This window comes from Halothiobacillus diazotrophicus, assembly GCF_001663815.1.
Lineage (GTDB): Bacteria > Pseudomonadota > Gammaproteobacteria > Halothiobacillales > Halothiobacillaceae > Halothiobacillus > Halothiobacillus diazotrophicus.
On sequence record NZ_CP016027.1, the window covers coordinates 1461310 to 1483765 of the forward strand.

The 22456-nt window shown below is 61.3% G+C and carries 21 protein-coding genes; 3 read left to right on the top strand and 18 right to left on the bottom strand.

Annotated features, from left to right (window positions below):
* Positions 1-17 precede the first annotated feature (17 nt).
* A complete protein-coding gene (locus A9404_RS06490) occupies positions 18-467 on the bottom strand; it encodes a hypothetical protein (RefSeq protein ID WP_066099439.1) in 450 nt (149 codons plus the stop codon).
* Positions 468-523: 56 nt separating this feature from the next.
* The gene (locus A9404_RS06495) at positions 524-3223 is read right to left on the bottom strand and encodes a bifunctional acetate--CoA ligase family protein/GNAT family N-acetyltransferase (RefSeq protein ID WP_066099440.1); all 2700 of its coding nucleotides are present in this window, start codon (positions 3221-3223) and stop codon (positions 524-526) included.
* Between the two features lie 182 nt (positions 3224-3405).
* Here A9404_RS06495 and A9404_RS06500 point away from each other — a divergent pair, with 182 nt between their 5' ends.
* Together A9404_RS06500 and A9404_RS06505 are read left to right on the top strand one after the other, a co-directional pair.
* On the top strand, positions 3406-4338 hold the full coding sequence (locus tag A9404_RS06500) for a histone deacetylase family protein (RefSeq protein ID WP_066099441.1): 933 nt from the start codon (positions 3406-3408) through the stop codon (positions 4336-4338).
* A gap of 197 nt (positions 4339-4535) precedes the next feature.
* Positions 4536-5336, top strand: coding sequence for an undecaprenyl-diphosphate phosphatase (locus tag A9404_RS06505; protein ID WP_066099442.1), 801 nt, complete (start codon positions 4536-4538; stop codon positions 5334-5336).
* Positions 5337-5424: 88 nt separating this feature from the next.
* Here the strand turns inward: A9404_RS06505 and nusB are convergent, their stop codons facing one another.
* The 7 genes from nusB to glyA form a co-directional block, all read right to left on the bottom strand.
* Positions 5425-5964: a transcription antitermination factor NusB gene (gene nusB / locus A9404_RS06510; RefSeq protein WP_082922792.1), complete on the bottom strand. Its 540-nt coding sequence runs from the start codon at positions 5962-5964 to the stop codon at positions 5425-5427.
* The gene (ribH, locus tag A9404_RS06515; protein WP_066099443.1) at positions 5961-6446 is read right to left on the bottom strand and encodes a 6,7-dimethyl-8-ribityllumazine synthase; all 486 of its coding nucleotides are present in this window, start codon (positions 6444-6446) and stop codon (positions 5961-5963) included. Before ribH ends, nusB begins: the two co-directional genes overlap by 4 nt.
* Positions 6447-6448: 2 nt before the next feature.
* A complete protein-coding gene (gene ribBA, locus A9404_RS06520; RefSeq protein WP_066099444.1) occupies positions 6449-7618 on the bottom strand; it encodes a bifunctional 3,4-dihydroxy-2-butanone-4-phosphate synthase/GTP cyclohydrolase II in 1170 nt (389 codons plus the stop codon).
* Between the two features lie 72 nt (positions 7619-7690).
* Complete coding sequence (locus A9404_RS06525) at positions 7691-8353, bottom strand: riboflavin synthase (RefSeq protein ID WP_082922793.1); 663 nt, start codon at positions 8351-8353, stop codon at positions 7691-7693.
* Between the two features lie 19 nt (positions 8354-8372).
* Positions 8373-9518 (bottom strand): bifunctional diaminohydroxyphosphoribosylaminopyrimidine deaminase/5-amino-6-(5-phosphoribosylamino)uracil reductase RibD, encoded by a 1146-nt coding sequence (gene ribD / locus A9404_RS06530; protein ID WP_066099445.1) that lies wholly within the window; start codon positions 9516-9518, stop codon positions 8373-8375.
* Between the two features lie 4 nt (positions 9519-9522).
* Positions 9523-10017, bottom strand: coding sequence for a transcriptional regulator NrdR (gene nrdR, locus A9404_RS06535; protein ID WP_066099446.1), 495 nt, complete (start codon positions 10015-10017; stop codon positions 9523-9525).
* A gap of 41 nt (positions 10018-10058) precedes the next feature.
* Entirely contained in the window at positions 10059-11312 is a 1254-nt protein-coding gene (gene glyA / locus A9404_RS06540) for a serine hydroxymethyltransferase (protein WP_066099447.1), read from the bottom strand.
* Between the two features lie 320 nt (positions 11313-11632).
* Between glyA and A9404_RS06545 the strand changes: the two genes are divergently transcribed.
* Positions 11633-12121: a Crp/Fnr family transcriptional regulator gene (locus A9404_RS06545; RefSeq protein WP_066099448.1), complete on the top strand. Its 489-nt coding sequence runs from the start codon at positions 11633-11635 to the stop codon at positions 12119-12121.
* Positions 12122-12139: 18 nt separating this feature from the next.
* On the opposite strand, the gene A9404_RS06550 is transcribed toward A9404_RS06545, so the two are convergent.
* The 9 genes from A9404_RS06550 to A9404_RS06590 form a co-directional block, all read right to left on the bottom strand.
* Complete coding sequence (locus tag A9404_RS06550) at positions 12140-14599, bottom strand: heavy metal translocating P-type ATPase (RefSeq protein ID WP_066099449.1); 2460 nt, start codon at positions 14597-14599, stop codon at positions 12140-12142.
* Positions 14600-14670: 71 nt separating this feature from the next.
* Positions 14671-15477 (bottom strand): FixH family protein, encoded by an 807-nt coding sequence (locus A9404_RS06555; RefSeq protein WP_066099450.1) that lies wholly within the window; start codon positions 15475-15477, stop codon positions 14671-14673.
* Positions 15478-15653: 176 nt separating this feature from the next.
* Positions 15654-17075, bottom strand: a complete 1422-nt coding sequence (ccoG, locus tag A9404_RS06560; protein ID WP_066099451.1) for a cytochrome c oxidase accessory protein CcoG — start codon at positions 17073-17075, stop codon at positions 15654-15656.
* A 143-nt stretch (positions 17076-17218) separates the two neighbouring features.
* A complete protein-coding gene (ccoP, locus tag A9404_RS06565) occupies positions 17219-18160 on the bottom strand; it encodes a cytochrome-c oxidase, cbb3-type subunit III (protein ID WP_066099452.1) in 942 nt (313 codons plus the stop codon).
* Positions 18138-18371, bottom strand: coding sequence for a cbb3-type cytochrome oxidase subunit 3 (locus A9404_RS06570; protein ID WP_066099453.1), 234 nt, complete (start codon positions 18369-18371; stop codon positions 18138-18140). Before A9404_RS06570 ends, ccoP begins: the two co-directional genes overlap by 23 nt.
* Positions 18372-18399: 28 nt before the next feature.
* On the bottom strand, positions 18400-19131 hold the full coding sequence (gene ccoO / locus A9404_RS06575) for a cytochrome-c oxidase, cbb3-type subunit II (protein WP_066099454.1): 732 nt from the start codon (positions 19129-19131) through the stop codon (positions 18400-18402).
* 19 nt (positions 19132-19150) lie between these two features.
* The gene (gene ccoN, locus A9404_RS06580) at positions 19151-20611 is read right to left on the bottom strand and encodes a cytochrome-c oxidase, cbb3-type subunit I (RefSeq protein WP_066099455.1); all 1461 of its coding nucleotides are present in this window, start codon (positions 20609-20611) and stop codon (positions 19151-19153) included.
* A 262-nt stretch (positions 20612-20873) separates the two neighbouring features.
* A complete protein-coding gene (gene bioC, locus A9404_RS06585; RefSeq protein ID WP_066099456.1) occupies positions 20874-21698 on the bottom strand; it encodes a malonyl-ACP O-methyltransferase BioC in 825 nt (274 codons plus the stop codon).
* A 15-nt stretch (positions 21699-21713) separates the two neighbouring features.
* Positions 21714-22427, bottom strand: a complete 714-nt coding sequence (locus tag A9404_RS06590) for an alpha/beta hydrolase family protein (protein WP_066099457.1) — start codon at positions 22425-22427, stop codon at positions 21714-21716.
* Between the last annotated feature and the right edge of the window lie 29 nt (positions 22428-22456).

Sequence of the window (22456 nt, forward strand, 5' to 3'; positions counted from 1 at the left end):
GCGACATGGGCAACCGATCATTTCTCGCCGGCGCGGTACAGATCGACCAGTTTCCGGTACTGCGCCTTGGACAGATGCTCCTGAACGGTCTCCACGTCCAGTGCCGACATCATCAGCAGCTGCGCATGGGAGGCGCCCAGCTGCTGAATCATGAAATCGCGCTGCGCCTGGTGGCCGCCCTCGAGAATCAATGCCCGCAGCTTGGCGCGCATGTCGGCGACATCCTGCTCGATCTCCGCACGGCGGGGGGGATACTTCTTCATCCAGGCGGCAAAGAACGCCTTCTGTTCGGCCGTGAGATCCAGCGACTGTTCATGATGCAGCAGCACCGGCATCAGGTTCACGATCTGCGCCGATTCGGCGGCGGACTTGTGCTGAGCCGATGTCCCGGCCTGAACCGGCAGCAGGGCGGTTGCCATCAGGGTGGCGGCTGCGAAAGCCGACAAGGTCAGGGCGCGCTTGTTCAAGACGATATCCTCTGCAAATTAAAAGTGCCGGGCATTAAATCGCGTTTACCCCGGCATTACAATCGCCGGGAAATCCGCACGATGTCCTCGTCGTTACCCACGAGCCGCTCCGTGAACCCCAGACCGGCACAGAGCTTGCGCATGTTGGCATTGCGCAGGAGCACCTCGCCAACCAGTTCCCGCACCCCGCGCTGCCGGGCGTAGTCCACCAACGCTTCCAGCAGGTGACTGCCCACCCCGTGACCATGCCATTCATCGGCCACCACCAGGGCAAACTCCGCCGTTTCGCCATCGGGTTCCAGGCTGTACCGGGTCACGCCGATCTCGATCTCCTCGCCGGAAGGCGGGGTATAAAGCGCGATGAAGGCCATCTCGCGGTCGTAGTCGATCTGGGTGAACCGCACCAGCATCTCCCGGCTGAGTTCATCGAGCACCCGCATGAAGCGCAGGTAACGGGTTTCCTCGGAAAGCCCCCGCACGAACTGCTGCTCGATCTCGGCGTCCTCGGGCCGAATGGGACGAAGCATGATCGTCCGGCCATCGTCCAGCGTCCAGCTGCGGACGAAGTGCGCCGGATACGGGTGAATCGCCAGATGCGCGTAGCGATCGAGCACCGAGACGCGCTCGGTCAGTTCGATCCGCGCATCGACGGCAATCACGCCCGACTCCCCGGCCAGGAGCGGGTTGATGTCGATGGCCGCCACTTCCGGCAACTCGCAGACCAGTTCGGAAATGCGCATCAGTACCCGCTCGACGCCATGGGCCACCACCGGCGGTGCATCGCGGAACTGCCCGAGCATGCGGGCGGCCTTGGTGTTCTGGATCAGTCGGTCGATCAACACGGCATTCAGGGGCGGCAGAGCCATCGCGCGATCACGCATCACCTCGACGGCCACCCCGCCCATACCGAAAGCGATGACGGGCCCGAACACCGGATCCCGCGCGACCCCGATCAGCAGTTCCCGGGCATGACCGACCTCCGCCATCCGCTCGATCGTCACGCCCTCGATGTCGACGTCCGGGTGGGCCGACCGGACCGTATTCAACATTTCCTGAACCTGCTGACGCGCCGTCTGCACGCTCCGCACATTGAGGCGAACGCCCCCGACGTCAGTCTTGTGCGTCAGCGCCGGGGCGCTGATCTTGAGGGCGACCGGAAAGCCCAGCGACTCGGCAGCGAGCATCGCTTCATCGGCATCCCGAACCAGCACCGTGGGCGTCGTGGGAATATGGAAGGCGTTGAGCACCGCCTTGGATTCGCGGGTCGTCAACACCCGGCGCCCGGCCGAACGCGCCGCAGCGAGAATCAGCCGCGCACCTTCGATATCCGATGCCGCGGCGGGTGCCAGCGGGCCGGGCGTCTGCATCAGCACCTGCTGGTTGCGCTTGTGCGCCAACACGTAGGACAACGCCTCCACGGCCGTTTCGGGCGATCGGAACTGGGGGATCCCCGCCGCATCGAACAGATCCCGCGCCGCGCGCACGAGCCCTTCGCCCATCCAGCAGACCAGCACCGGCTTGGCCGGGCGGGTCTGCTTCTGTGCCTGCTCGATCACGGCCCGAGCGCAGGCCGTCGGATCCGTCATCGCCTGGGGCGTGAGCATGACGATCAGCATGTGCACCCCGGGGTCGGCCAGGCAGAGTCGCACCGAATCGGCATAACGCTCGGCCGTTGCGTCACCGATGATGTCGACAGGATTGCCGTGCGACCAGGTGGGCGGCAGCACCTGATCGAGCGCGGCAATCGTCTCCGGAGCCAGCGTCGCCAGCGGCACATCGAGATCCGCCGCCCGATCCGTGGCCATCACCCCCGGGCCGCCGCCATTGGTCAGAATCAGGAGCTGATCGCCCGGCAGATGCAGGCCGCTCGCCAGAATCTGCGCCGCGGAGAACCACTGGGTGATCCGCTCCACACGCACAACCCCGGCTCGCGTCAGTGCCGCATCGAACACGTCATCGCCGCCGATCAGGGCGCCCGTATGCGTCGCCGCCGCGCGGGAACCCGCCGCATGGCGCGCGGACTTGAGCACGATCACCGGCTTCATCCGGGCGGCGGCACGCAGACCGGTCAGGAAATGCCGTGCATCGCGGATGCCTTCGATGTAGAGCAGAATGCCCGTCGTCTGCGGATCCAGCGCCAGATAATCCAGCAGGTCGCCGAAATCGAGATCGGCGGCATCCCCGGTTGAGACGATGGCGGAGAAACCGACCCCGCGACTCTGCGCCCAATCGAGCACGGCCGTGACCAGCGCGCCCGACTGAGAAACCAGCGCCAGATTTCCCGGTAGCGCCTGGTTGTGACTGAAGGTGGCGTTCAGACCGATGCCCGGTCGCATGATGCCCAGGCAATTCGGCCCGAGCAGACGGATGTTGAACTGCTGGGCGATCTCGAGGCACTCCCGCTGCAGCCGCTTGCCGTTGCCGGTACCGCCGCCGCCCTCACCGAATCCCGCGGACAGGATCACGGCGGACATCACCCCGGCCAGTCCGCATTGACGCAGGATGCCGGGCACGCTCTCCGCCGGCGTGGCAATCACGGCCAGATCCACCGGCTGATCCAGGTGGACCAGATCCGGTCGACAGGGCAGCCCCTGTACCGTGTCGTGCTTGGGATTCACAGGCACGATCGCACCGGTATAGCCCGCTTCGATCAGGTTCGTCAGCACCATCGTCCCGACGGCACCCGGTCGTTCGCTGGCCCCGAAGACCGCGACCCCCTGTGGGTTGAACATCGGTTCCAGTCTATGCTTTCCCATGACACGCTCGCTCCTGATTTACCAGGCAAGCCCCGGACCGGACCGAGGCGCCCTTTCGACACGATTGACTGGCAGCGGATCCGCGCCACCAGCAGGCATACCGTAGCATGTCGGTTGCCCGCCGGGCGCGGCCCGTTGAGAATACCCCCTGAGCGACCTTATCTGCCGAGGATGGCAATGACATGAATCTGGCACTCGTATCCCACCCGGACTGCCTTTTGCACAACAATGGCAGCGTTGCCGGGATGCCACACCCGGAAAACGCCGGCCGACTTTCGGCCATCCAGGATCAGCTGATCGCCCAGGGCCTCGACCCCTGGCTGATCCACATCGACGCGCCCGAGGCGACCCGCGCGCAGCTGCTGCGCGTCCACGAGGCGGGCTACCTCGACGAGGTCATCGACAGCATTCCCGAGCGGGGCATCGTCCATTTCGACCAGGACGTCGCTCTGGGCCCGGACAGCCTGAAAGCGGCACTGCGCGCGGCGGGCAGTGGCGTTGCCGCCGTGGACTGGGTCATGGCCGCGACCGATCGCCGCGCCTTTTGCGCGATCCGTCCGCCGGGGCACCATGCGGGGCCCCGCAAGGCCGCCGGATTCTGTATCTTCAACAATGCCGCCGTCGCGACCTACCATGCCCTCGAACAATATGGCCTGCAGCGGATCGCCATCGTCGATTTCGACGTACACCATGGCGACGGGACGGAACACATTGTCGCCGGCGATCCGCGCATCCTGTTCTGCTCGAGCTTCCAGCACCCCTTCTATCCCTACAGTGGGGTACCGGCGCGAGCCGACAATTGCCTGCCGGTGCCGCTGGCACAGGGCACGCGGGGGCCGGACTGGCGCACGGCCGTCGAGGCGGCCTGGTTTGCCCGACTGGAGGCCTTTGCCCCCGAACTCATCGTGATCTCCGCCGGATTCGACAGCCATCTCCAGGACGACATGGGCGGACTCGGACTGGTGGAGGCGGATTTCGCCTGGCTGACCGGTGTACTGGTTCGCCTCGCCGAGCGCCACGCCCAGGGACGGATCGTGTCTCTGCTCGAAGGCGGCTACGAACCCCATGCCCTGGCCCGGAGCGTCGCCGCCCACCTCACGGCGCTACAGGAATGAAGATTGCGCCCATATCCCTTTCGCCCATACCGACGACATCGATCCCGGGGAATGAACCGGAAAACACCGGATGAACAATTTGTAATGAAAACCGAACACAACGATCGGGCCTTCATTCGCTCATTTGCGCTAAGCTACGCGGGTTTTCACGTCCGCTGACCCGGACGCCCCCTTCAGAAACTCCAGGAATGTTCTCCATGTTCTTACCCGATTGGCTCACGGCCGCCGTCCTTGGCCTGGTTGAAGGCGCCACCGAATTCTTGCCCGTTTCCTCCACCGGCCACCTGATCATCGCGGCGGACTATCTCGGTTACACCGGGGACGGTGCCAAGGTCTTCGAGATCTTTATCCAGTTGGGCGCAATCCTGGCCGTCATGTGGTTCTACCGCCACAAGCTGTTCGCGGTCGCCAGGGGATTACCCACGGAGCGCAGCGCCCAGAAGTTCACCCTGAATCTTTTCGTCGCCTTCCTGCCGGCCGCCGTGATCGGCCTGCTGACCCACAGCTACATCAAGGCCCTGCTGTTCAATCCGAAATTCGTGGCGATCGCACTGATCGTCGGCGGCTTCATCATTCTGCTGGTCGAACGATTTGCCCCGGCGCCCCGGATTCATCACGTCGACGACATGAGTCCCTGGGATGCCCTCAAGGTCGGCTTCGCCCAATGCTTCGCCCTGATCCCCGGCACCTCGCGGTCGGGTTCCACGATCATGGGCGGCATGATGTTCGGTCTTTCCCGCACCACCGCCACCGAATTCTCGTTCTTTCTCGCCATCCCGACCATGCTCGCCGCCACGCTGTTCGACCTGATCAAGCACTGGCACCTGCTGCACCCGGAAGACCTGCACATGATGGCGATCGGGTTCGTGGGCGCCTTCATCTCCGGTCTGGCCTTCGTGAGCATGCTGTTGCACTACATCAGCAAGCACACCTTCAAAGGGTTCGCCTACTACCGAATCATCTTCGGGGCGTTGGTCCTCTGGTATTTCTGGTCGTAGGCGCGGATACGGATACCGCCATGAAAAAACGCCGGATTTCCCGGCGTTTTTCGTTTGGACAAGGCGAACCAGCGCGAATAGAAGCCGATCAGCTCCGACGCGGCTCGTGAATGCGCACCCGATCCGCCAGGCGATCGAGTACGCCATTGATATAGCGATGGCTCTCGGAGGCGCCATAAAGCTTGGCCATTTCGACCGCTTCGTTGATCACGACCGCCCGGGGAATTTCCGGGCTGTGGATCAGTTCAAACGCACCAAGGCGCAGGATCGCATGCTCGATCGGGTCGAGCTCCGCCAGCGGCCGATCCAGCAATTCGACAAAGGACCTGTCCAGTTCGCGTTCATGGGCGCTGACGCCCCGCACGATACGCCGGAACAGATTCAGGTCGACCTTCAGCATGAAGGGGTCTTCCATGAACTGCGCGTCCAGCAGATCGTCCGAGGTGCTGTTGAGCAGCTGCTGGTACAAGGCCTGAACCGCGCGCTCGCGGGCCCAGCGCCAGCGCTTCTTGTCGGAAACGCGGCGCGGCGGATGATTCAGTTTGGGCTTGATCTTGCCGGGCGTCGCCGGTGTGTCCGGCTGTTCCGGTTCACTCGGTTCCCAGGGAATATCGCTCAGTTTTGTCACTCGAAATGATCCAGTTGCTTGACGAGATTGACCATCTCGATGGCGGTGGCGGCGGCTTCGCTGCCCTTGTTGCCGGCCTTGGTGCCGGCACGCTCGATGGCCTGTTCAATGGTGTCGGTGGTGAGTACGCCGAAGATGACCGGCAGGTCGAAATCCATGGCGACGGCAGCGATGCCCTTGGCCGCCTCGCCAGCAACGTAATCGAAGTGCGGCGTGGATCCGCGGATCACGGCACCCAGACAGATGATGGCATCGAAATGCTCGCTGGCCGCGACACGTTGCGCCGCCAGAGGCAGCTCATAGGCACCCGGCACCTTCAGCAGGGTGATCGATTCGGCCGCGACCCCATGCCGTTTCAGGGTATCGATGGCACCCTCGACCAGTCGATCCACGATAAAGGCATTCCAGCGCGTGGCCAGGATGGCGTAACGCCCTTCGCCCGCGACGGTCAGCCCGCCTTCGATCACCTTGATCCCGGCCATACTCATTGCATTTCTCCCACGGCCACGTCTGCGGCCTCGTCATAAATATAATCGACCACCTCGAGACCGTAACCGGCCAAGGCATGAAATCGTTTCGGCGCGCTCATCACCCGCATGCGCTGCACGCCCAGATCCTTGAGGATCTGCGCGCCCACGCCGTAGGTGCGGACATGATCCACCGGTGCCTTCGAGCGCATCGGCGCTACCTGGTTCGGATTCGCCCCCTGACTGTCCGCCTGGGCCTGCCAGTCGCGCAGTTGTTGCAGCACGTCCTGTTCATCGATCGTCGGCCGCAGGATGATGGCGACCCCTTCGCTCATCTGTCCGAGCCGGGTCAGCACATCCGAAAGCGGCCAGCCGCAATCGACGTCCTGCGGCTCCAGCAGATCGCAGACAGGATGGTGCACATGCACCCGCACCGCCACCGGATGATCGGGGCCGGGATGACCGCGGACGACGGCCAGATGGGTCTGCCCCGTGCTGTGATCGCGATAGGCCATCACCCGGAATGCCCCCTGCTTGGTGACCAGCGGCGTTTCTGCCACCCGTTCGATCGACCGCTCGTGCTTCATCCGGTAACGGATCAGGTCCTCGATCGAACCGATCTTGAGGCCGTGGGTCTCGGCGAACCGCTCGAGATCCGGACGACGGGCCATGCTGCCGTCGTCGTTCAGGATCTCCACGATCACCGCCGCCGGCTCGCGGGCACCCGCCAAGCGCGCCAGATCGATACCCGCCTCGGTATGCCCCGCACGGGTCAGCACCCCGCCAGGTCGGGCCATCAGGGGAAATACATGCCCCGGTTGCACGATATCCGTCGGCTTGGCGTCCTCCGCCACGGCAACCTGGATGGTCCGCGCGCGATCCGCGGCCGAAATACCGGTCGTCACACCGGTCGCCGCCTCGATGGACATCGTGAAGGCGGTCGCGAAGGCTTCGCGGTTCTGCGACACCATCAGGGGCAGCTTGAGCTGATTGCAGCGTGCCTCCGTGAGGGTCAGGCAGATCAGGCCGCGGCCGAATCGCGCCATGAAGTTCACGTCCTCGGGACGGACCTTTTCCGCGAGCATCAGGAGGTCGCCCTCGTTTTCGCGATCCTCATCGTCGACGATGATCACCATGCGGCCTGCGGCCAAGTCGTCGAGAATGTCGTCGATGGGGCTAAAACTCATGCCAAACCTCGTACCGGATCTACCCATGGCCGCCGGGAAATCCCGCGCGCGCCGCGAGGCTGGATTCTAGCATCAGTCGGCGGGACTTGCCGGATAGGGTGAACCGGAATACCCGGCAAAGACGCCGCCATCCCCGCCGCCGATCCGTCCCGTCAGCAGCCGCTCGAGGTATCGGGCAACCACGTCCACCTCGAGATTCACCTTCCGACCCGGCTGGTAATCGCCCATGATGGTCTGCTGCAGGGTATGCGGGATGATCGTGAGCCGGAAGCGCGCGCCGTCGACCTCGTTCACGGTCAGGCTCACGCCATCCACGGCGATCGAGCCCTTCTGGGCGATGTAGTGCGCCAGCGCATCGGGCGCGCGCAACCAGAACGTCGTGGCGCGGGCGTCTTCCTGCCGGGATTCGACCGTACCCAGCCCGTCCACATGACCACTCACCATATGTCCGCCAAGCGCCGTCGACAGCGTCAGGGCGGGCTCCAGATTCACGGGCGAGCCGGGGCCGAGCTGACCGAGCGTCGTCAGTTTCAGGGTTTCCCGCGAACAGTCGACGGTAAAACTCTGGCTGTCGAATGCCGTCACGGTCAGGCATACGCCGTTGACGGCAATGCTGTCGCCCAGGGCGACCTTGCTCATATCCAGCCCCGGGGACTGCACCCGAAGTTGGATATCCCCCCCTTTCGGGGTCAGGCTCGCCAACTTCCCGACCGTCTGAATGATTCCGGTAAACATGGTTTCCCCCTATTGCGTCCTATTGCGTCGATTCGGGCACGGCCGGTACCAGCGTCATCCGCAGGTCCATACCCACCATCTGCGATTCCCGTATGTGCCAGCGCGGCGCCTGATCCAGTTGCGTCAAGGTCCGGAGCGCCAGCGCGGGCTGTGCCTCATGGCCGAGCAGGATCGGTGCCTGATAGACGACGAGCTCGTCCACCCGGCCGCGATCGATCAGCGCCCCAGTGAGCTTGGGCCCGGCCTCGACCATCACCTCGTTGATGCCGCGTGCCGCCAGATCCGCCAGGACGAAATCCAGATCGAGCCCCACCGCGTCGTAGGGGGCTTCGATCAGCGCCGCACCGCGCGCCGCCAAACCCTCCGGATGAATCCCCTGCTGGGCATCGCGGGTATACAGCCAGATATCGCCCGGCGCATCGAAGATGGGCGCGAAGGGCGGCAGGCGCAGACCGCTGTCCAGCACGACACGGACGGGCTGGCGCACCGGACCCTCAATGCCAAGTTCCTCGGCGGACAACCGCACGTTCAGCCGGGCATCGTCGGTGAGCACCGTGTCTACCCCCGTCAGAATCGCACCGTGCCGGGCACGCAGAAACTGAACGTCTCGACGCGCCTCGGGACCGGTAATCCAGCGGCTCTCGCCATTGGCCAACGCCGTCCGGCCATCCAGGGACTGGGCGATCTTTGCCGTCACCCAGGGGCGGCCGCGCTCGATGCGCGACAGAAACCCCCGATTGAGCCAGCGTGCCTCATCGGCAAGCAACCCCACGTCGACGGCAACCCCCGCGGCCTGAAGGATGGCATGCCCGGCCCCAGCCACGCGCGGATCGGGATCCGTCTGGGCCGACACCACACGGACAACCCCCGCCGTCACAAGCTGCGGTGCGCAGGCGGGTGTCCGGCCGACATGGGCACAGGGTTCCAGCGTCACATAGGCGGTGGCGCCCACTGCCCGCGCGCCGGCTTCGCGCAAGGCCATCACCTCGGCATGTGGCTCACCCGCGCGGGCATGAAAGCCACGGCCGACGACGTGCCCCGCCTTCACAAGAAGGCAGCCGACCCGTGGGTTCGGTTGTGTCGTCGTGCTGCCGCGCGCCGCAAGTTGCAGCGCCTCGGCCATCCAGCGGCGATCCGTCTCGTCGAATCCGGAATCCGCAACCACCGACCTACTGCCCCGGTTCCGTAGCGGATTTCGATTCCGGTACGCCGACATCCTGATTGAGACTTTCGATGGCGGCGCGGAACGCCTCCACGTTGTCGAAGCTCAGATAGACGGACGCAAAACGGATGTACGCGACCTGATCGAGATGCCGCAAAGCCGCCATCACGAGATCACCAACCCGACGGGCCGGCACTTCCTTCAGACTGAGTGCCTGCAGGTTCTTCTTGATCTGTTCGATGGCCTCATCGACTTTTCGGGTGGCCACCGGGCGTTTTTCCAGCGCCCGCATCATGCCCGCGCGCAGCTTGTCCTCGTTGAAGCTCTGGCGCGTGCCGTCGCTCTTGACGATCCGGGGCAACCGGATATCCGCGACCTCATAGGTCGTGAAGCGCTGGTGACAGCCCAGGCATTCGCGACGGCGGCGGATGGACGTGCCACCCTCCACCATGCGCGAATCGATCACATGGGTTTCGGGGTGACCGCAGGCGATGCACAGCATGACTCAGTACCGAACCGGCTGAACCAAGCGAACCGGGGCGCTCAGCGCTCGTACACCGGGAAACGGCGGCAGAGGTCGCTGACCTTGGCGCGAACCGCCGCGATCACGGCCGGGTTTTCCAGGTCGTCGATGACGTCACACATCCAGCCCGCCAGTTCGCGTGCCTCGGCGGTGCCGAAGCCCCGCGTGGTGATCGCCGCGGTGCCAACCCGAATGCCGGAGGTGACGAACGGCGACTGCGGGTCGTTCGGCACGGCGTTCTTGTTCACCGTGATATGGGCTTCGCCCAGCGCCGCATCGACGGCCTTGCCCGTCAGGCCACGCTTGATGAAGCTGACGAGGAACAGATGGTTGTCGGTTCCGCCGGACACCACGTCCAACCCGCGCTCGACGAACACGGCGGCCATGGTGCGGGCATTCTCGACCACTTGCTTCTGGTAGTCGGTGAACGCCGGTTCCATGGCTTCCTTGAAGGCCACGGCCTTGGCCGCGATCACGTGCATCAGCGGGCCGCCCTGGGTTCCCGGGAAGACCAGCGAGTTGAGCTTCTTCTCGATGTCCGGGTTGGCCTTGGCGAGGATGATGCCGCCGCGCGGACCGCGCAGTGTCTTGTGGGTGGTGGACGTGGTGACGTCGGCGATCTGTACCGGGCTCGGGTAGACGCCCGCAGCGACGAGACCCGCCACGTGGGCCATATCGACGAACAGATAGGCACCGACGGAATCGGCGATGTCGCGGAAACGCTGCCAGTCCATTACGCGGGAATAGGCCGAGAAACCGGCAATGATCATCTTCGGCTGGTGTTCCTTTGCCAGACGCTCGACCTCGTCGTAATCGACATAACCGTCGCCATCGATGCCGTACTGCACCGCGTTGTAAATCTTACCGGAGAAGTTGACCTTGGCGCCGTGGGTCAGGTGACCGCCATGGGCCAGGCTCATGCCCAGCACGGTATCGCCCGGATTCAGCAGCGCCATGAACACGGCGGCATTGGCCTGGGAACCGGAGTGTGGCTGGACGTTGGCGTAGTCGGCCCCGAACAGTTCCTTCACCCGGTCGATCGCCAGCTGCTCGACCACGTCGACATGCTCGCAGCCGCCGTAATAGCGCTTGCCCGGATAGCCCTCGGCATACTTGTTGGTCAGCACGGAGCCTTGGGCTTCCATGACGCGCGGGCTGGCGTAGTTTTCGGAAGCGATCAACTCGATATGGTCTTCCTGTCGAACCACCTCGTCGGCGATGGCCTTCGCCAGCGCGGGATCATAGGAAGCGATGGTCATAGATTTTGCGAACATGTCGTTCAGTCTCCATAAAAGCAAAAGGATAGCCAATCACCCAAAGGAGATCGGACGTGAATGTGAAGTGTGAATTGGCGCGAAGTTTAGCATGAGTCCGCCCCCGCCTCTGCGCCCGGTCAAATCCCGAGGCCCGCTGCCATTGTGCCGCACCCCGAAGATGAATCCATTGATTGATTTATATAAATATAATGAACATCGCTTGATTTAATGTCATTTGCCGCTGACCTGTCGCACAATCACCACAGGATCGTGATCGACAAAACGAGCCAAGATAAAGACAATCAAGTATCAGTCCGCCTTATCAGAGAATACCGACCATGATTACCGATAGCGATCGCGCCCAATTGATCGACTTTTTGTCCCAGCACACCGACAGCCAGCTGTTCACGGCCCGGGAAGTCAATGCCTTTCTGGACTTCTGCGATCTGATGAACCTGAAGACCAACGACATCATCGCGGATATCGGCGAGGTCGGCGAGGCGCTCTACTTTCTGCTGGAGGGTGAGGCCCAGCTCATCGTAAGCACCAGCAATCAGGAAGTGGTGGTCGGCAAAATCCCGGCCGGCGAAATGCTGGGGGAAATGAGTTTCTTCGACCGCAAGCCCCGCAACGTACGCCTGCGTGCCAGCAAACCGACCCGACTGCTCCGCCTGCCCCGCATCATGTACAACCGCATGCGATTGGAATACCCGGTACTGACCGTGCTGTTGCTGGAGTACGCCGTCATCAGCCTCGACAACCTGTATCGGCGCACGAGTACCGATGTCGCTCAGCTGAACCAGTACATCTACAACATCGGGAAGTAAGCGCCCGACGGGCGGACATCAGTCCCGCCGCAGTCGCAGGGCGTTGCCCACCACCAGGATCGAACTCAGGGACATACCGATGGCCGCCACCCAGGGCTGAACCAGCCCCAGTGCCGCCAGCGGGATTGCCACGACGTTATAGGCCACGGACCACCACAGATTCTGGTGGATGTTGCCCAGTACCCGACGGGCGTAACGCAAGCCGAAGGGAATCTGCTGCAACTGGTCGTTGATCAGCACGATATCCGCACTGTGCCGCGCGATCACCGTTCCGCCGCCCATGGCCATCGATACCTGCGCCTGGGCGAGCACCGGCGCATCGTTGATGCCGTCGCCGACCATCAACACCACCGCGCCGCCTTCCTGCAATTCGTGGACGTAGGCCAGTTTCTCGGCAGGCAACAAGCCGCCCCGTGCCGCTTCGATCCCCAGCGATCGGGCCATCTGCGTGACACGTTCCGGCTGGTCGCCGGACAGGATGACCGGTGTCAGTCCCAGGTCGCGAATCCCCTGCAGGGCTTCCTGCGCGTCCGGTCGGAGGTTGTCGCTGAGGGTCATGATGCCCGCCACCGCATCCTCGACGACGATCAGTACAGCCAGATCCGTGTGTTCGCCTGTTTGGGGCGGCGGGGCCACGCCGATTTCCTGCAAGAGGCGCGCGTTGCCGACGGCAATGCGACGACCGGCCACCCGCCCCTGCATGCCCCGCCCAGGATAGTTCTGAACCTCGGTCACCGGCAGAAGCGCACCCTGTTGCTGCGCGGCCCAGACGATCGCGCGGCCGACCGGGTGCTCGGTCTGCTGCTCCAGCGAGCCCGCCCAGCAGAGAAGCTCGTCAGCCGAGAAATCGGCCACCGGCTCAACCCGCTGCAGGCTGAGACGACCGTCCGTCAGGGTTCCGGTCTTGTCGAAGACGACATGCGTGGCACGAGCCAGGCTCTCCATGGCGTAGCCACGGGTCACCAGCAGCCCGCTCCGCGTCATCCGCCCGACGGCAACGGCGATGGCGGCCGGGGTCGCCAGTGACAGCGAACAGGGACAGGTGATCGCGAGGATGGCCACGGCCACCCAGAATGCCTTGGCCGGATCGATGATCAACCACGCCACGGTCACGGAGGCCGTGATCGCCAGCAGGGCGATCACGAATTTGCGCGCAAAGCGGTCGGCGATCTCCGCGATTTTCGGCTTCTGCGACTGGGCGCGATCGACGAGGCGGACGATGGAGGACACCATCGTGTCCTGCCCGACCTTCTCGACCGTCATCACGAGCGGACTTTCAAGGTTGATCGTGCCGGCCACGAGAGCCGCTCCCGCATACTTGTTTTCCGGAACGCTCTCGCCCGTCACCATGGCGGCATTGACGCTGCTTTCCCCCTCCTGCACCACGCCATCGGCCGGAATGGCATCCCCCGGACGGATCAGCACGCGATCCCCCGCCACCAGATCGAAGGCGGGAATCACCGATACCGAACCATCCGGTTCCAGGCGATGCGCTACGGCAGGCACCAACCGGGTCAGCGCCTCGCTCATTTCACCGGCCTTGTGCCGGGCGGAGAGCTCCAGCAAACGACCGCCGAGCAGCAAGGCAATGAACATGGTCACCGAATCGAAGTAGATGTGCCCCGTATTGGTCACCACGGCCCAGACGCTCCCCGAGTACGCCAGGATGATGCTCAGGGACACGGGAAGATCCATCCCGACCTGTTTCTGCTTGAGATCGCGCCAGGCGGGGCGGAAGAATGCCTGTCCCGAATAGAAGACAATGGGCGTGGAGAGAATCAGACTCATCCACCAGAAGAAGTAACGAAGCTGATCGTTGATCCCGAGATAATCGCCGAAATACAGCGACATTGAGATCATCATGACCTGAAGATAGACGAGCGCCGCCACCGCCAGGCGCTGCATCAACACATGCCGTTCGCGTTTGAAGACCCGATCCTGTCGGTTCGGGTCATAGGGGTGCGCCCGATAACCGATGGCGGCAATCGCGCGCAGAATCTCGCTCAGGGAAACCGCTCGGTTATCCCAGGTGACTTGGGCACGATGCGTTGAAAAATTCACGGAAAACGAGACCACCCCGGGCAATTGCTTCACGTGCCGTTCCGTCAGCCAGACGCACGCTGCACAGACGATGCCCTCAAGGATCAGGGAAGCCTCGCGAATATCCCCATCCCGGTTGGCGACGAAGGATTTCTGCATCTCGGGACGATCGAATACCGCCATTTCCTCGAGCACCCGCTCGAGATCGTCGGTCGGCCGGGCGCCGGGTTCGGTTCGGTGACGGTAATAGTCCGACATCCCGTTCTCGACGATGGCCTCGGCCACGGCCTGACAGCCCGGACAACACATGGGCCGATCCGCACCAAGCACGCTCGCATGGTAGGTTGAGCCCGGCGGCACCGGCAGACCGCAATGGAAACAGACTGTTTCCGACGCAGGTTTCAGAGAATCAGGCGCAGCAATCTGCTCGACGGACATGGGCACGTACTCCGGAAGGACAGACAACGAAAGGAATCACGCAAGGCACACTGACCGGACCGCGCGCCCACTCAATTGCCAAGACCGATATTGGTCTGTCCATCGAGCTCGAAGTTCGCATCGTCCTTCTCGATATGAATCACGACCTGCCACAGACCGGGGTTGCTCATGCTTAGGCTTTCCTGATAGATGCCCGGTGCCATTTCGGGCAGGGTCGCCATGAAATCCTTGCGCTTGTCGGCCGGGCGCATGAAGTGCAGTTTGACCAGCGCCCCATCGATCGGCTTGCCGTCCCGATCGAATACCGCCACGCGGAACGCCGCAGGCTTGCCGGTCTGCGGCGCGGAACCCCACCAGCCATAGTGAACCTTCCAGCCACGCTGGATCTGTTCGTCCAGGGCATCGTTGTACTGGTTGAACAGGCGCTCCTTCTGCTGGAAATCACGGGCTACCGTACCGGGGAAGAAGGAGGTCACCTTCGTCCCCTCGTCCGGCTTGGGCAACAGATCCTGAGCCGCCCGCTGAGACAGACCGCTGGACGCCAGGGTCACGAAAATCGAATCCAGCAATACAACGACCGAAAGAAAGATGATGATCGCCGCGGGGCCCCAATGGAACGCGATCTTCGCGTCCTTGTCCTTCTGGGGCGGATAAATGAATCCCAGGATAAACGCGGTAATGATGTAGAGCGTGACCACCATCGTCACCACATCTGCACCCGGCCAGTCGATGATGCCAAAAGGCGCATAGGCCGCGATCGACAAAATACCCAGGATGGTGGCGATCGGGCGCCCTGCCTGCGGCCAACGCCACTTCAACAGGAAAAACAGGGCGATGATGCTGACGACACCAATACTCGCTGGGAAAATCAAATTCATCTGAACTCTCCAAAATTCCCCGAATCGGGGGCTGTTTCTACTGGATGGAAACGGGGAACCCGCCCATCGAAATCGATCAACCGCCGACGGCGATTGAATTTATCCACCCACGCCATGAACCTCACGCACCCGATGGCAGCCATCCCGGCGGAGCGGCCACACATCAGGTCTCAGGGCTACTTGTAATTGAAACTCGACTCCTGACTGATCGGCGCCATCCGCCCCTGCGCGTCGACGAGCTTGAAAGTAATCTCCTGGCGCCCAACACCACTGACCGCCGGCGCCCGGACGTGAATACGGTAGTTGCGTGTCTGATCTGCGGGAATCTTCAGATCCGTGAAGCCGCCACCAATGCTGACTTCCGCACCGCGCAACCCTTCAAGATCCAGACGCAGATCCATCGGTTTTTGCGTCTTGTTGTTGATTTTCATTTCGTAATTGTTCTGGATGGATCCATCCGACATCATCACGAACAGGGGCTGCCGGATCTGCCGAACCGAGAAATCGGCGGGCTTGATCGAGAGCAGACCATAGATGAGCGCACCGGTGACTAGGATTGTCGCAATCCCGTAGCCGATCGTCCGAAACTTCAGCAGACTCGGCTTTTCACCGGTTTCGATCTCCTGTTCGGAAGCGTAGCGGATCAGCCCTTCCGGCCAACCGCGTTTGGTCATGATCTCGTTACAGGCATCGATACATAGGCCACAGGAGATGCAGGCGAGCTGCAACCCATCGCGAATGTCGATACCAGTCGGGCAGACCTGGACGCACAGTTTGCAATCAATGCAGTCGCCTGTGCCCAAGGCATGGCGCTCCTCGAGGGTCATCAATCCCTTCTGCAAGGGTTTGCGGCCTGAAGAACCTTCCCCACGATGGACGTCATAACTGACGAGCAGGGTCTCCTTGTCGAACATCACGGACTGAAACCGCGCATAGGGACACATGTAGATACAGACCTGCTCACGGGCAAAACCCGCAGCCACGAGCGTCGTCAACATCAGGATTCCGGTCGTGATGTAGGCCGCGGAAACCGCATGACCGGTAAAGAACGCGGCGAACAGCTGTGGCGCGTCCGCCCAATAGGCGGCAAACGAGAATCCGGTCCAGAATGCAATCGCGCTCCAAATCAGGAACGTCAACCCCTTCTTGCCCCATTTCTCGAAGTTCCAGGGTTGCTTTTCCAGCTTGAGGCGCTTGTTGCGATCGCCCTGGACCCAGTACTCGACCTTCATGAACAGGTCCGTCCACAAAGTCTGAAAGCAGAAGTAACCACAGAATGCCCTGCCGACGAGACCCGTCACGAAAAACAATAACCAGGCGGCAAGGATCAGGAAGCCAGCAAGGAGAAAGATATCCTGAGGGTGGATAACGAGATCGAAAAGGTAGAAGCGCCGCCCGGGAATATCGAATAGCACCGCCTGATCCGGCCCGACCGGACGTTCCCATCGAAGCCAGGGCAACAGGAAGAAAATCCCATAGGCCAAAACAAGGACCGACGTCTTGAACCGCCGGAACCGACCCTTGATCGATTTGGGATGTATGGGTTCGCGCGCCTGATAAAGCTCAGGCTCTTTCTCGGTAAGGTCTACGGACGACATGGCCAACAAACTCCCGACGGTGATGTCGACAACCCGCGTGCGGGTCGCGCATCGGAAATGAATTCAGGAATACTCAGACAAAAAAACACAGGAAGAAAAAAAACACCGGACGGCGCCGGTGTTTTTTGAGCATCCCTGCAGTATTAACTGCCGCCTAATTGACGCACATAGACAGCCAGCAACCGAATTTGTTCCGGTGACAGCCGATCGCCGAATTTAGGCATCTGATGCTGGAGACCGTGATCGATGACGCCTTCGACCAGTTTCACCTTTTCGTCGATGGTCTTGGCACCAGGCACGTCCACGAAGTCCCAGACCTTGTCGGTGAGGTTCGGGGCACCGATCATCTGGTTGCCCTGGCCATTGGCACCGTGACAGCCGGCGCAGGTCGCGAACGATGCCTTGCCACGGTTAGCAGCCTCTTCATTCACGCCTTCCTGATGCGACAGGCTGAGAACGTACTGGGCCAGATCATTCAGTTTCTCGCCCTTGAACAGCGCACCGAAAGCCGGCATGTTGCCATGAATACCATTGGTGATGTCCGAGACGATCTTTTCGTAGCTGTCGCCATGGATCCAGTTGTTATCGGTCAGGTTCGGATAAGAGCCGTCCGGGTTCACGGACAATACGCCCTGACCGCCGGTGCCGTGACAGGCTGCGCAGTGGTCGCCGAACAGGGCATGACCCATGGAGGTGGCGAAGTTCAGGGTATCCGGATTGGCGGCGATCTGAGCAAAGCTCATGTCCTTCACCTTGGCCAGCCACTCCTTCTGGGCCAATGCAGAGGGACTGGACTCCATGTCCTTGTTGAACAAGGCACGGCTGTTCCAGTGCTCGGTCACCGTGGATGTCTTGCCATCCTTGTCCTGCACGGTGAACGATACCGTTTCGATCCCCTTGGTGAAGGTGCCGGCATACGGCCAGGCGGGGTACAGGATCCAATAGACAACCGCGAAGACGATCGTGCCGTAGAAGGCCCACAGCCACCAGCGCGGCAGCGGGTTGTTGTACTCACGCAGATCACCGTCCCACACGTGACCGGTGGTCTCGACCTGACCTTTCTTATTTTCTGGCGTCTGACTCATTTTTCTTTACCTGCTCTTGATTTGCATCGGTAGGGATATGTTCGTGGTCATCCAGGAACGGAATATCTTTGTAGGTTTCCAGTCGCTGGCCCCGCTTTCGGCTGGCGTAGGCGTAGAGCACGACGATCACGAAGATCGTAAACAGCAGTACCAGCTCGATCGGTTTGGCAATTTCGGGACGACCAATCCAGTTAAAAAAATCACTGATCAAGATAATTCCTTCCGGACATTAAGCCCAATTACCTGAATTTGGAGAAATAACCCTGGTTGTACTTGGAAAAGTCCACCATGGTACCGAGCACTTGCAGATAAGAGACGAGCGCGTCCATTTTGGTGATTTCCTTGGGGTTGCCATCCCAGTTCTGCGAAGCGGCTTCTGCCTTGACGGATTTGATGGCGTTCGGAATATGGAACTGGTCTGCCAGATCCTTGCCGAATTTCTTGACGTTGGCATCGTACTCGGCCTGCGTCTCGGAATACGGAACACCCACATCGCGCAGTGCCTTCATGCGGTTAGCGATGTCGCTGTAATTCAGCGGCTGCATCAACCACGGATAGGACGGCATGATGGATTCCGGCACCAGAGATTGGGGATGGATCAGGTGCTGGGTCATCCATTCGTTGGAGTATTTACCACCGACACGCGCCAGATCCGGACCAGTCCGCTTGGAACCCCACTGGAAGGGATGGTCATACTGAGACTCCGCCGCCAGCGAGTAGTGACCATAACGCAGCATTTCATCCCGGAAGGGGCGAATCATCTGCGAATGGCACAGGTAGCACCCTTCGGCGATGTAGATATCCCGACCCAACTGCTCGAGCGGGGTGTAGGGATGCACACCCTCGACCTTTTCCACCGTACCCTTGATGTGGAACAGGGGCACGATCTCAACCAGACCACCGATGCTGATCACCACCAGGGTGAGGACGATCAGCAGGGCGGAGTTAATTTCGATACTTTCGTGTTTCATTTAATTCTTTCCCCAGATATCAGGTTCGTGCCACAGCAACGGCCGATTGATCTTGAACTTCGACGGATTCGCGACGGGCACCCCATACGGTCATGTACAGGTTGTAGGTCATCAGCAACATGCCGAAGAGGAACAGCGCACCGCCCAGGGCACGGACCACATACGGAATGTGCATGAAAGTGACCGTCTCAACGAAGGTGTAGGCGAGGTTGCCGTACTGATCGAAGGCACGCAGCATCAGACCTTGGCCGATACCGGAGACCCACATGGCCACGATATACAGGACGATACCGATGGTCGCGATCCAGAAGTGGGTGAACACGAGTTTGGTTGAGTACAGCTTGACGCCCCACAGACGCGGAACCATGTGATAGAACGAACCGATCGTGATCATGGCCACCCAGCCCAGCGCGCCGGAGTGTACGTGACCGATGGTCCAGTCCGTGTAGTGAGACAGTGCGTTAACCGACTTCAGGGACATCATCGGACCTTCGAAGGTCGACATGCCGTAGAACGCCAATGCGGTGATCAGGAACAGCATGATCGGATCGGTACGCAGCTTCTCCCAGGCACCGGACAGCGTCATGATGCCGTTGATCATGCCACCCCAGGACGGCAGGAGCAGGAGGATCGAGAAGGTTGCGGCCAGCGTGCTCACCCAGTCCGGCAGCGCAGTCCAGTGGAGGTGGTGCGCACCGACCCACATGTACAGGAAAGACAACGCCCAGAAGTGCACGATGGACAGACGATAGGAGTAGATCGGACGACCGGCCTGCTTCGGGACGAAGTAGTACATCATGCCGAGGAAAGCCGCGGTCAGGAAGAAGCCGACGGCGTTGTGACCGTACCACCACTGGGTCATCGCATCCTGCACGCCGGAGAACAGGCTGTACGAATCCAGACTGTTCCATGCCACCGGCACCGCCAGATTGTTGAAGATATGCAGAAGGGCCGTCGCCAGAATGAAGGCCATGTAGAACCACAGCGCCACATAGATGTGCGGCTGGCTGCGGTTGCGGATGGTCATGGTGAAGACCAGTGCATAAGCAACCCAGGTCACCAGAATACCCAGATCCACGGGCCAGACGAATTCCGCGTATTCACGACCCTGGGTATACCCCATCATGTACAGGATCACGCCGATACCGATGCTCAGCTGCCAGCCCCAGAAGGTGAATTCGGGCAGCCACTTGCCCCCCCAGAGCCGGGTCTGGCAGGTGCGCTGCACGATGTAGTAGGACGTAGCGAACAATGCGCTACCACCGAAACCGAAAATCACCAGACTGGTATGCACGGGACGCAACCGGCCGAAGGTGATTTCCGCGATATCGAAATTCAGCACCGGCCATGCAAGTTCGCTTGCGATATAGAGTCCAGCACTCATACCGAGCAGCGCCCAAACCATGGCCATGATGGCAAATTTCTTGACAATATCGTAATTGTACTGGTCCGCCGTACCGGCTACCGTGTTCGCAGACATCGTGACCCCTCCGCGTAATGTTTAATCCGGGGCGAATCGGTGCGATTCGGCCCGCCTTTTGCAGGTTGCCTATATTAAAGCAATCTAATTCACACAAAAACCAATGAATTCGCTCATCTAATCACAGCCGACGAACAGCAACCCAATGATTCATATAACCCGAGCAACACCCGAACCTTATATATAAGCGATAGAAATGTCTGAATAAGTATTTTCTATTGCTTCAACGCACCCATTTGGCGCGTCAATTAACTTATTTTGATCATGGGATTTTTCGAGGCTCCTCGCTCATCGGGGATATGCCAGAGCCCCAGGCAAGACCGTAAACCACCTCGTACGTCAACGGAATACCCGCCCCTGTCTTCTCCGCCTCCAAGGCCGCAAGGAATGCCTGCCATTTGTGACGCCCGGTCAACCCGGACGAACGATCGAACAGGGTATTTCCCACACCGACCCCCCGCAATTCGCGTAACAAGGTCATCGCATCCGGATAATGCAGGATCAATTGCTCCTGATCCAATACCGGATCCGCCAGACAGGCACGAACCATGGCATCGCCCACATCATGCATGTCGAGGAAACCATGGATATGACTCCCCCCATCGACAGCCGCCCAAGCCCGCCGACATTCGCGAAGACTTTCAGGCCCCAGTGTGGTGAATGAAAGCACCCCGCCCGGCGCCAGCACCCGCGCGATTTCCGCCAGCAGGAGCCCCAGGTCGTGACTCCATTGTATGGCGAAGTTGGAGATGACGATATCGAAACTTCCCGTTGCAAAAGGCAGATGGTGCATGTCCGCGCAGACAGCCCGCTTCCGCTTGATCCAGCGACCGGACTTGGGCAGGGTCTCCAACATCTCCTCCGCCAAATCCAGCGCAAACACGGCAGCCTTTGGATACCTGGCCTGAAGAGCGCGGGTCATCTGACCGGTACCGGCGCCGAGATCCAGAATCCGCGTGGGGGCCAGTTTCAGCCAGTCGAATCGGGCGGCCAGCCGCCGACCGGCCTCCTGCTGCACGACGGCATACTGATCGTAACTGCGATGTGCCCGATTGAACCGGGCGCGGACCTGAGCGTAATCGAACATGGTGATCTCAACGATTCAAATGATTTCCGACACCACGCGTGCCGTTTGTGTCCAAGGAATATCATGACGGGCGCCGGGAACGATCTCGTAGTGATTCGCGGCGCCCACGGCCAATCGTCGCGGCCAGTCCGCGTCGGGAACCAACGGATCGTCACTGCCGTAAATCCAGCAAATCGGCGCCGGAGGAACCGCCAACATGGCACGTCGGTCGATACGAGCCAGCCAATCGAGCCCGGCAAGTAACGCATCGGGATTGACGTTACGCACTAGCGGCTTACCGACAACGCCAGCCCAGGCATCGAACTCTGCCAGCGCCGCATCTAAATCGCGCCGCACGGCGCGTCGCAAGTTCCGCCAAAGTGCCACGGAAAGTCCTGGCCACACATCATCCTCCGACAAATGTCGCGGAGTCGTGGAAAGCACGATCAACTTCCTGGGGACGATGGCCCCCTGCCCCATCGCTTCCAGCGCCAGGCTGCCGCCCAACGACCATCCGCACCAGACCGACGTACCGCCGAGCGCTGACGGCGGCACCGGACAGGGCGCCCCCGCGTCAAAAAGCCAGCACCCCAGCGCATACCAATCGACACAGAGAATTCGCTCGGGCGGAATCCCGCGTACCACGAGTGCATCCCGCACCGGCTGCCACATGTCCGAGCCGAACGACCAGCCCGACACCAGAACCACCCAATCCGGCGCTTCTGGCGCCGCCTTCAAGAAATCTGTCATTTGCGCTTTGCGAACCAAACTCGTGATAA

Excerpts from the sequence above, each read along its gene's own strand:
- A9404_RS06525 (WP_082922793.1), bottom strand. The coding sequence starts at position 8,353 with ATGTTTACCGGAATCATTCAGACGGTCGGGAAGTTGGCGAGCCTGACC.
- A9404_RS06505 (WP_066099442.1), top strand. The coding sequence starts at position 4,536 with ATGTTCTTACCCGATTGGCTCACGGCCGCCGTCCTTGGCCTGGTTGAA.
- nrdR (WP_066099446.1), bottom strand. The coding sequence starts at position 10,017 with ATGCTGTGCATCGCCTGCGGTCACCCCGAAACCCATGTGATCGATTCG.
- A9404_RS06500 (WP_066099441.1), top strand. The coding sequence starts at position 3,406 with ATGAATCTGGCACTCGTATCCCACCCGGACTGCCTTTTGCACAACAAT.
- A9404_RS06545 (WP_066099448.1), top strand. The coding sequence starts at position 11,633 with ATGATTACCGATAGCGATCGCGCCCAATTGATCGACTTTTTGTCCCAG.
- A9404_RS06555 (WP_066099450.1), bottom strand. The coding sequence starts at position 15,477 with ATGAATTTGATTTTCCCAGCGAGTATTGGTGTCGTCAGCATCATCGCC.
- ribBA (WP_066099444.1), bottom strand. The coding sequence starts at position 7,618 with ATGAGTTTTAGCCCCATCGACGACATTCTCGACGACTTGGCCGCAGGC.
- ccoO (WP_066099454.1), bottom strand. The coding sequence starts at position 19,131 with ATGAAACACGAAAGTATCGAAATTAACTCCGCCCTGCTGATCGTCCTC.
- A9404_RS06495 (WP_066099440.1), bottom strand. The coding sequence starts at position 3,223 with ATGGGAAAGCATAGACTGGAACCGATGTTCAACCCACAGGGGGTCGCG.
- ribH (WP_066099443.1), bottom strand. The coding sequence starts at position 6,446 with ATGGCCGGGATCAAGGTGATCGAAGGCGGGCTGACCGTCGCGGGCGAA.
- ccoN (WP_066099455.1), bottom strand. The coding sequence starts at position 20,611 with ATGTCTGCGAACACGGTAGCCGGTACGGCGGACCAGTACAATTACGAT.
- bioC (WP_066099456.1), bottom strand. The coding sequence starts at position 21,698 with ATGTTCGATTACGCTCAGGTCCGCGCCCGGTTCAATCGGGCACATCGC.
- A9404_RS06590 (WP_066099457.1), bottom strand. The coding sequence starts at position 22,427 with ATGACAGATTTCTTGAAGGCGGCGCCAGAAGCGCCGGATTGGGTGGTT.
- ccoG (WP_066099451.1), bottom strand. The coding sequence starts at position 17,075 with ATGTCGTCCGTAGACCTTACCGAGAAAGAGCCTGAGCTTTATCAGGCG.
- A9404_RS06550 (WP_066099449.1), bottom strand. The coding sequence starts at position 14,599 with ATGTCCGTCGAGCAGATTGCTGCGCCTGATTCTCTGAAACCTGCGTCG.
- ccoP (WP_066099452.1), bottom strand. The coding sequence starts at position 18,160 with ATGAGTCAGACGCCAGAAAATAAGAAAGGTCAGGTCGAGACCACCGGT.
- glyA (WP_066099447.1), bottom strand. The coding sequence starts at position 11,312 with ATGTTCGCAAAATCTATGACCATCGCTTCCTATGATCCCGCGCTGGCG.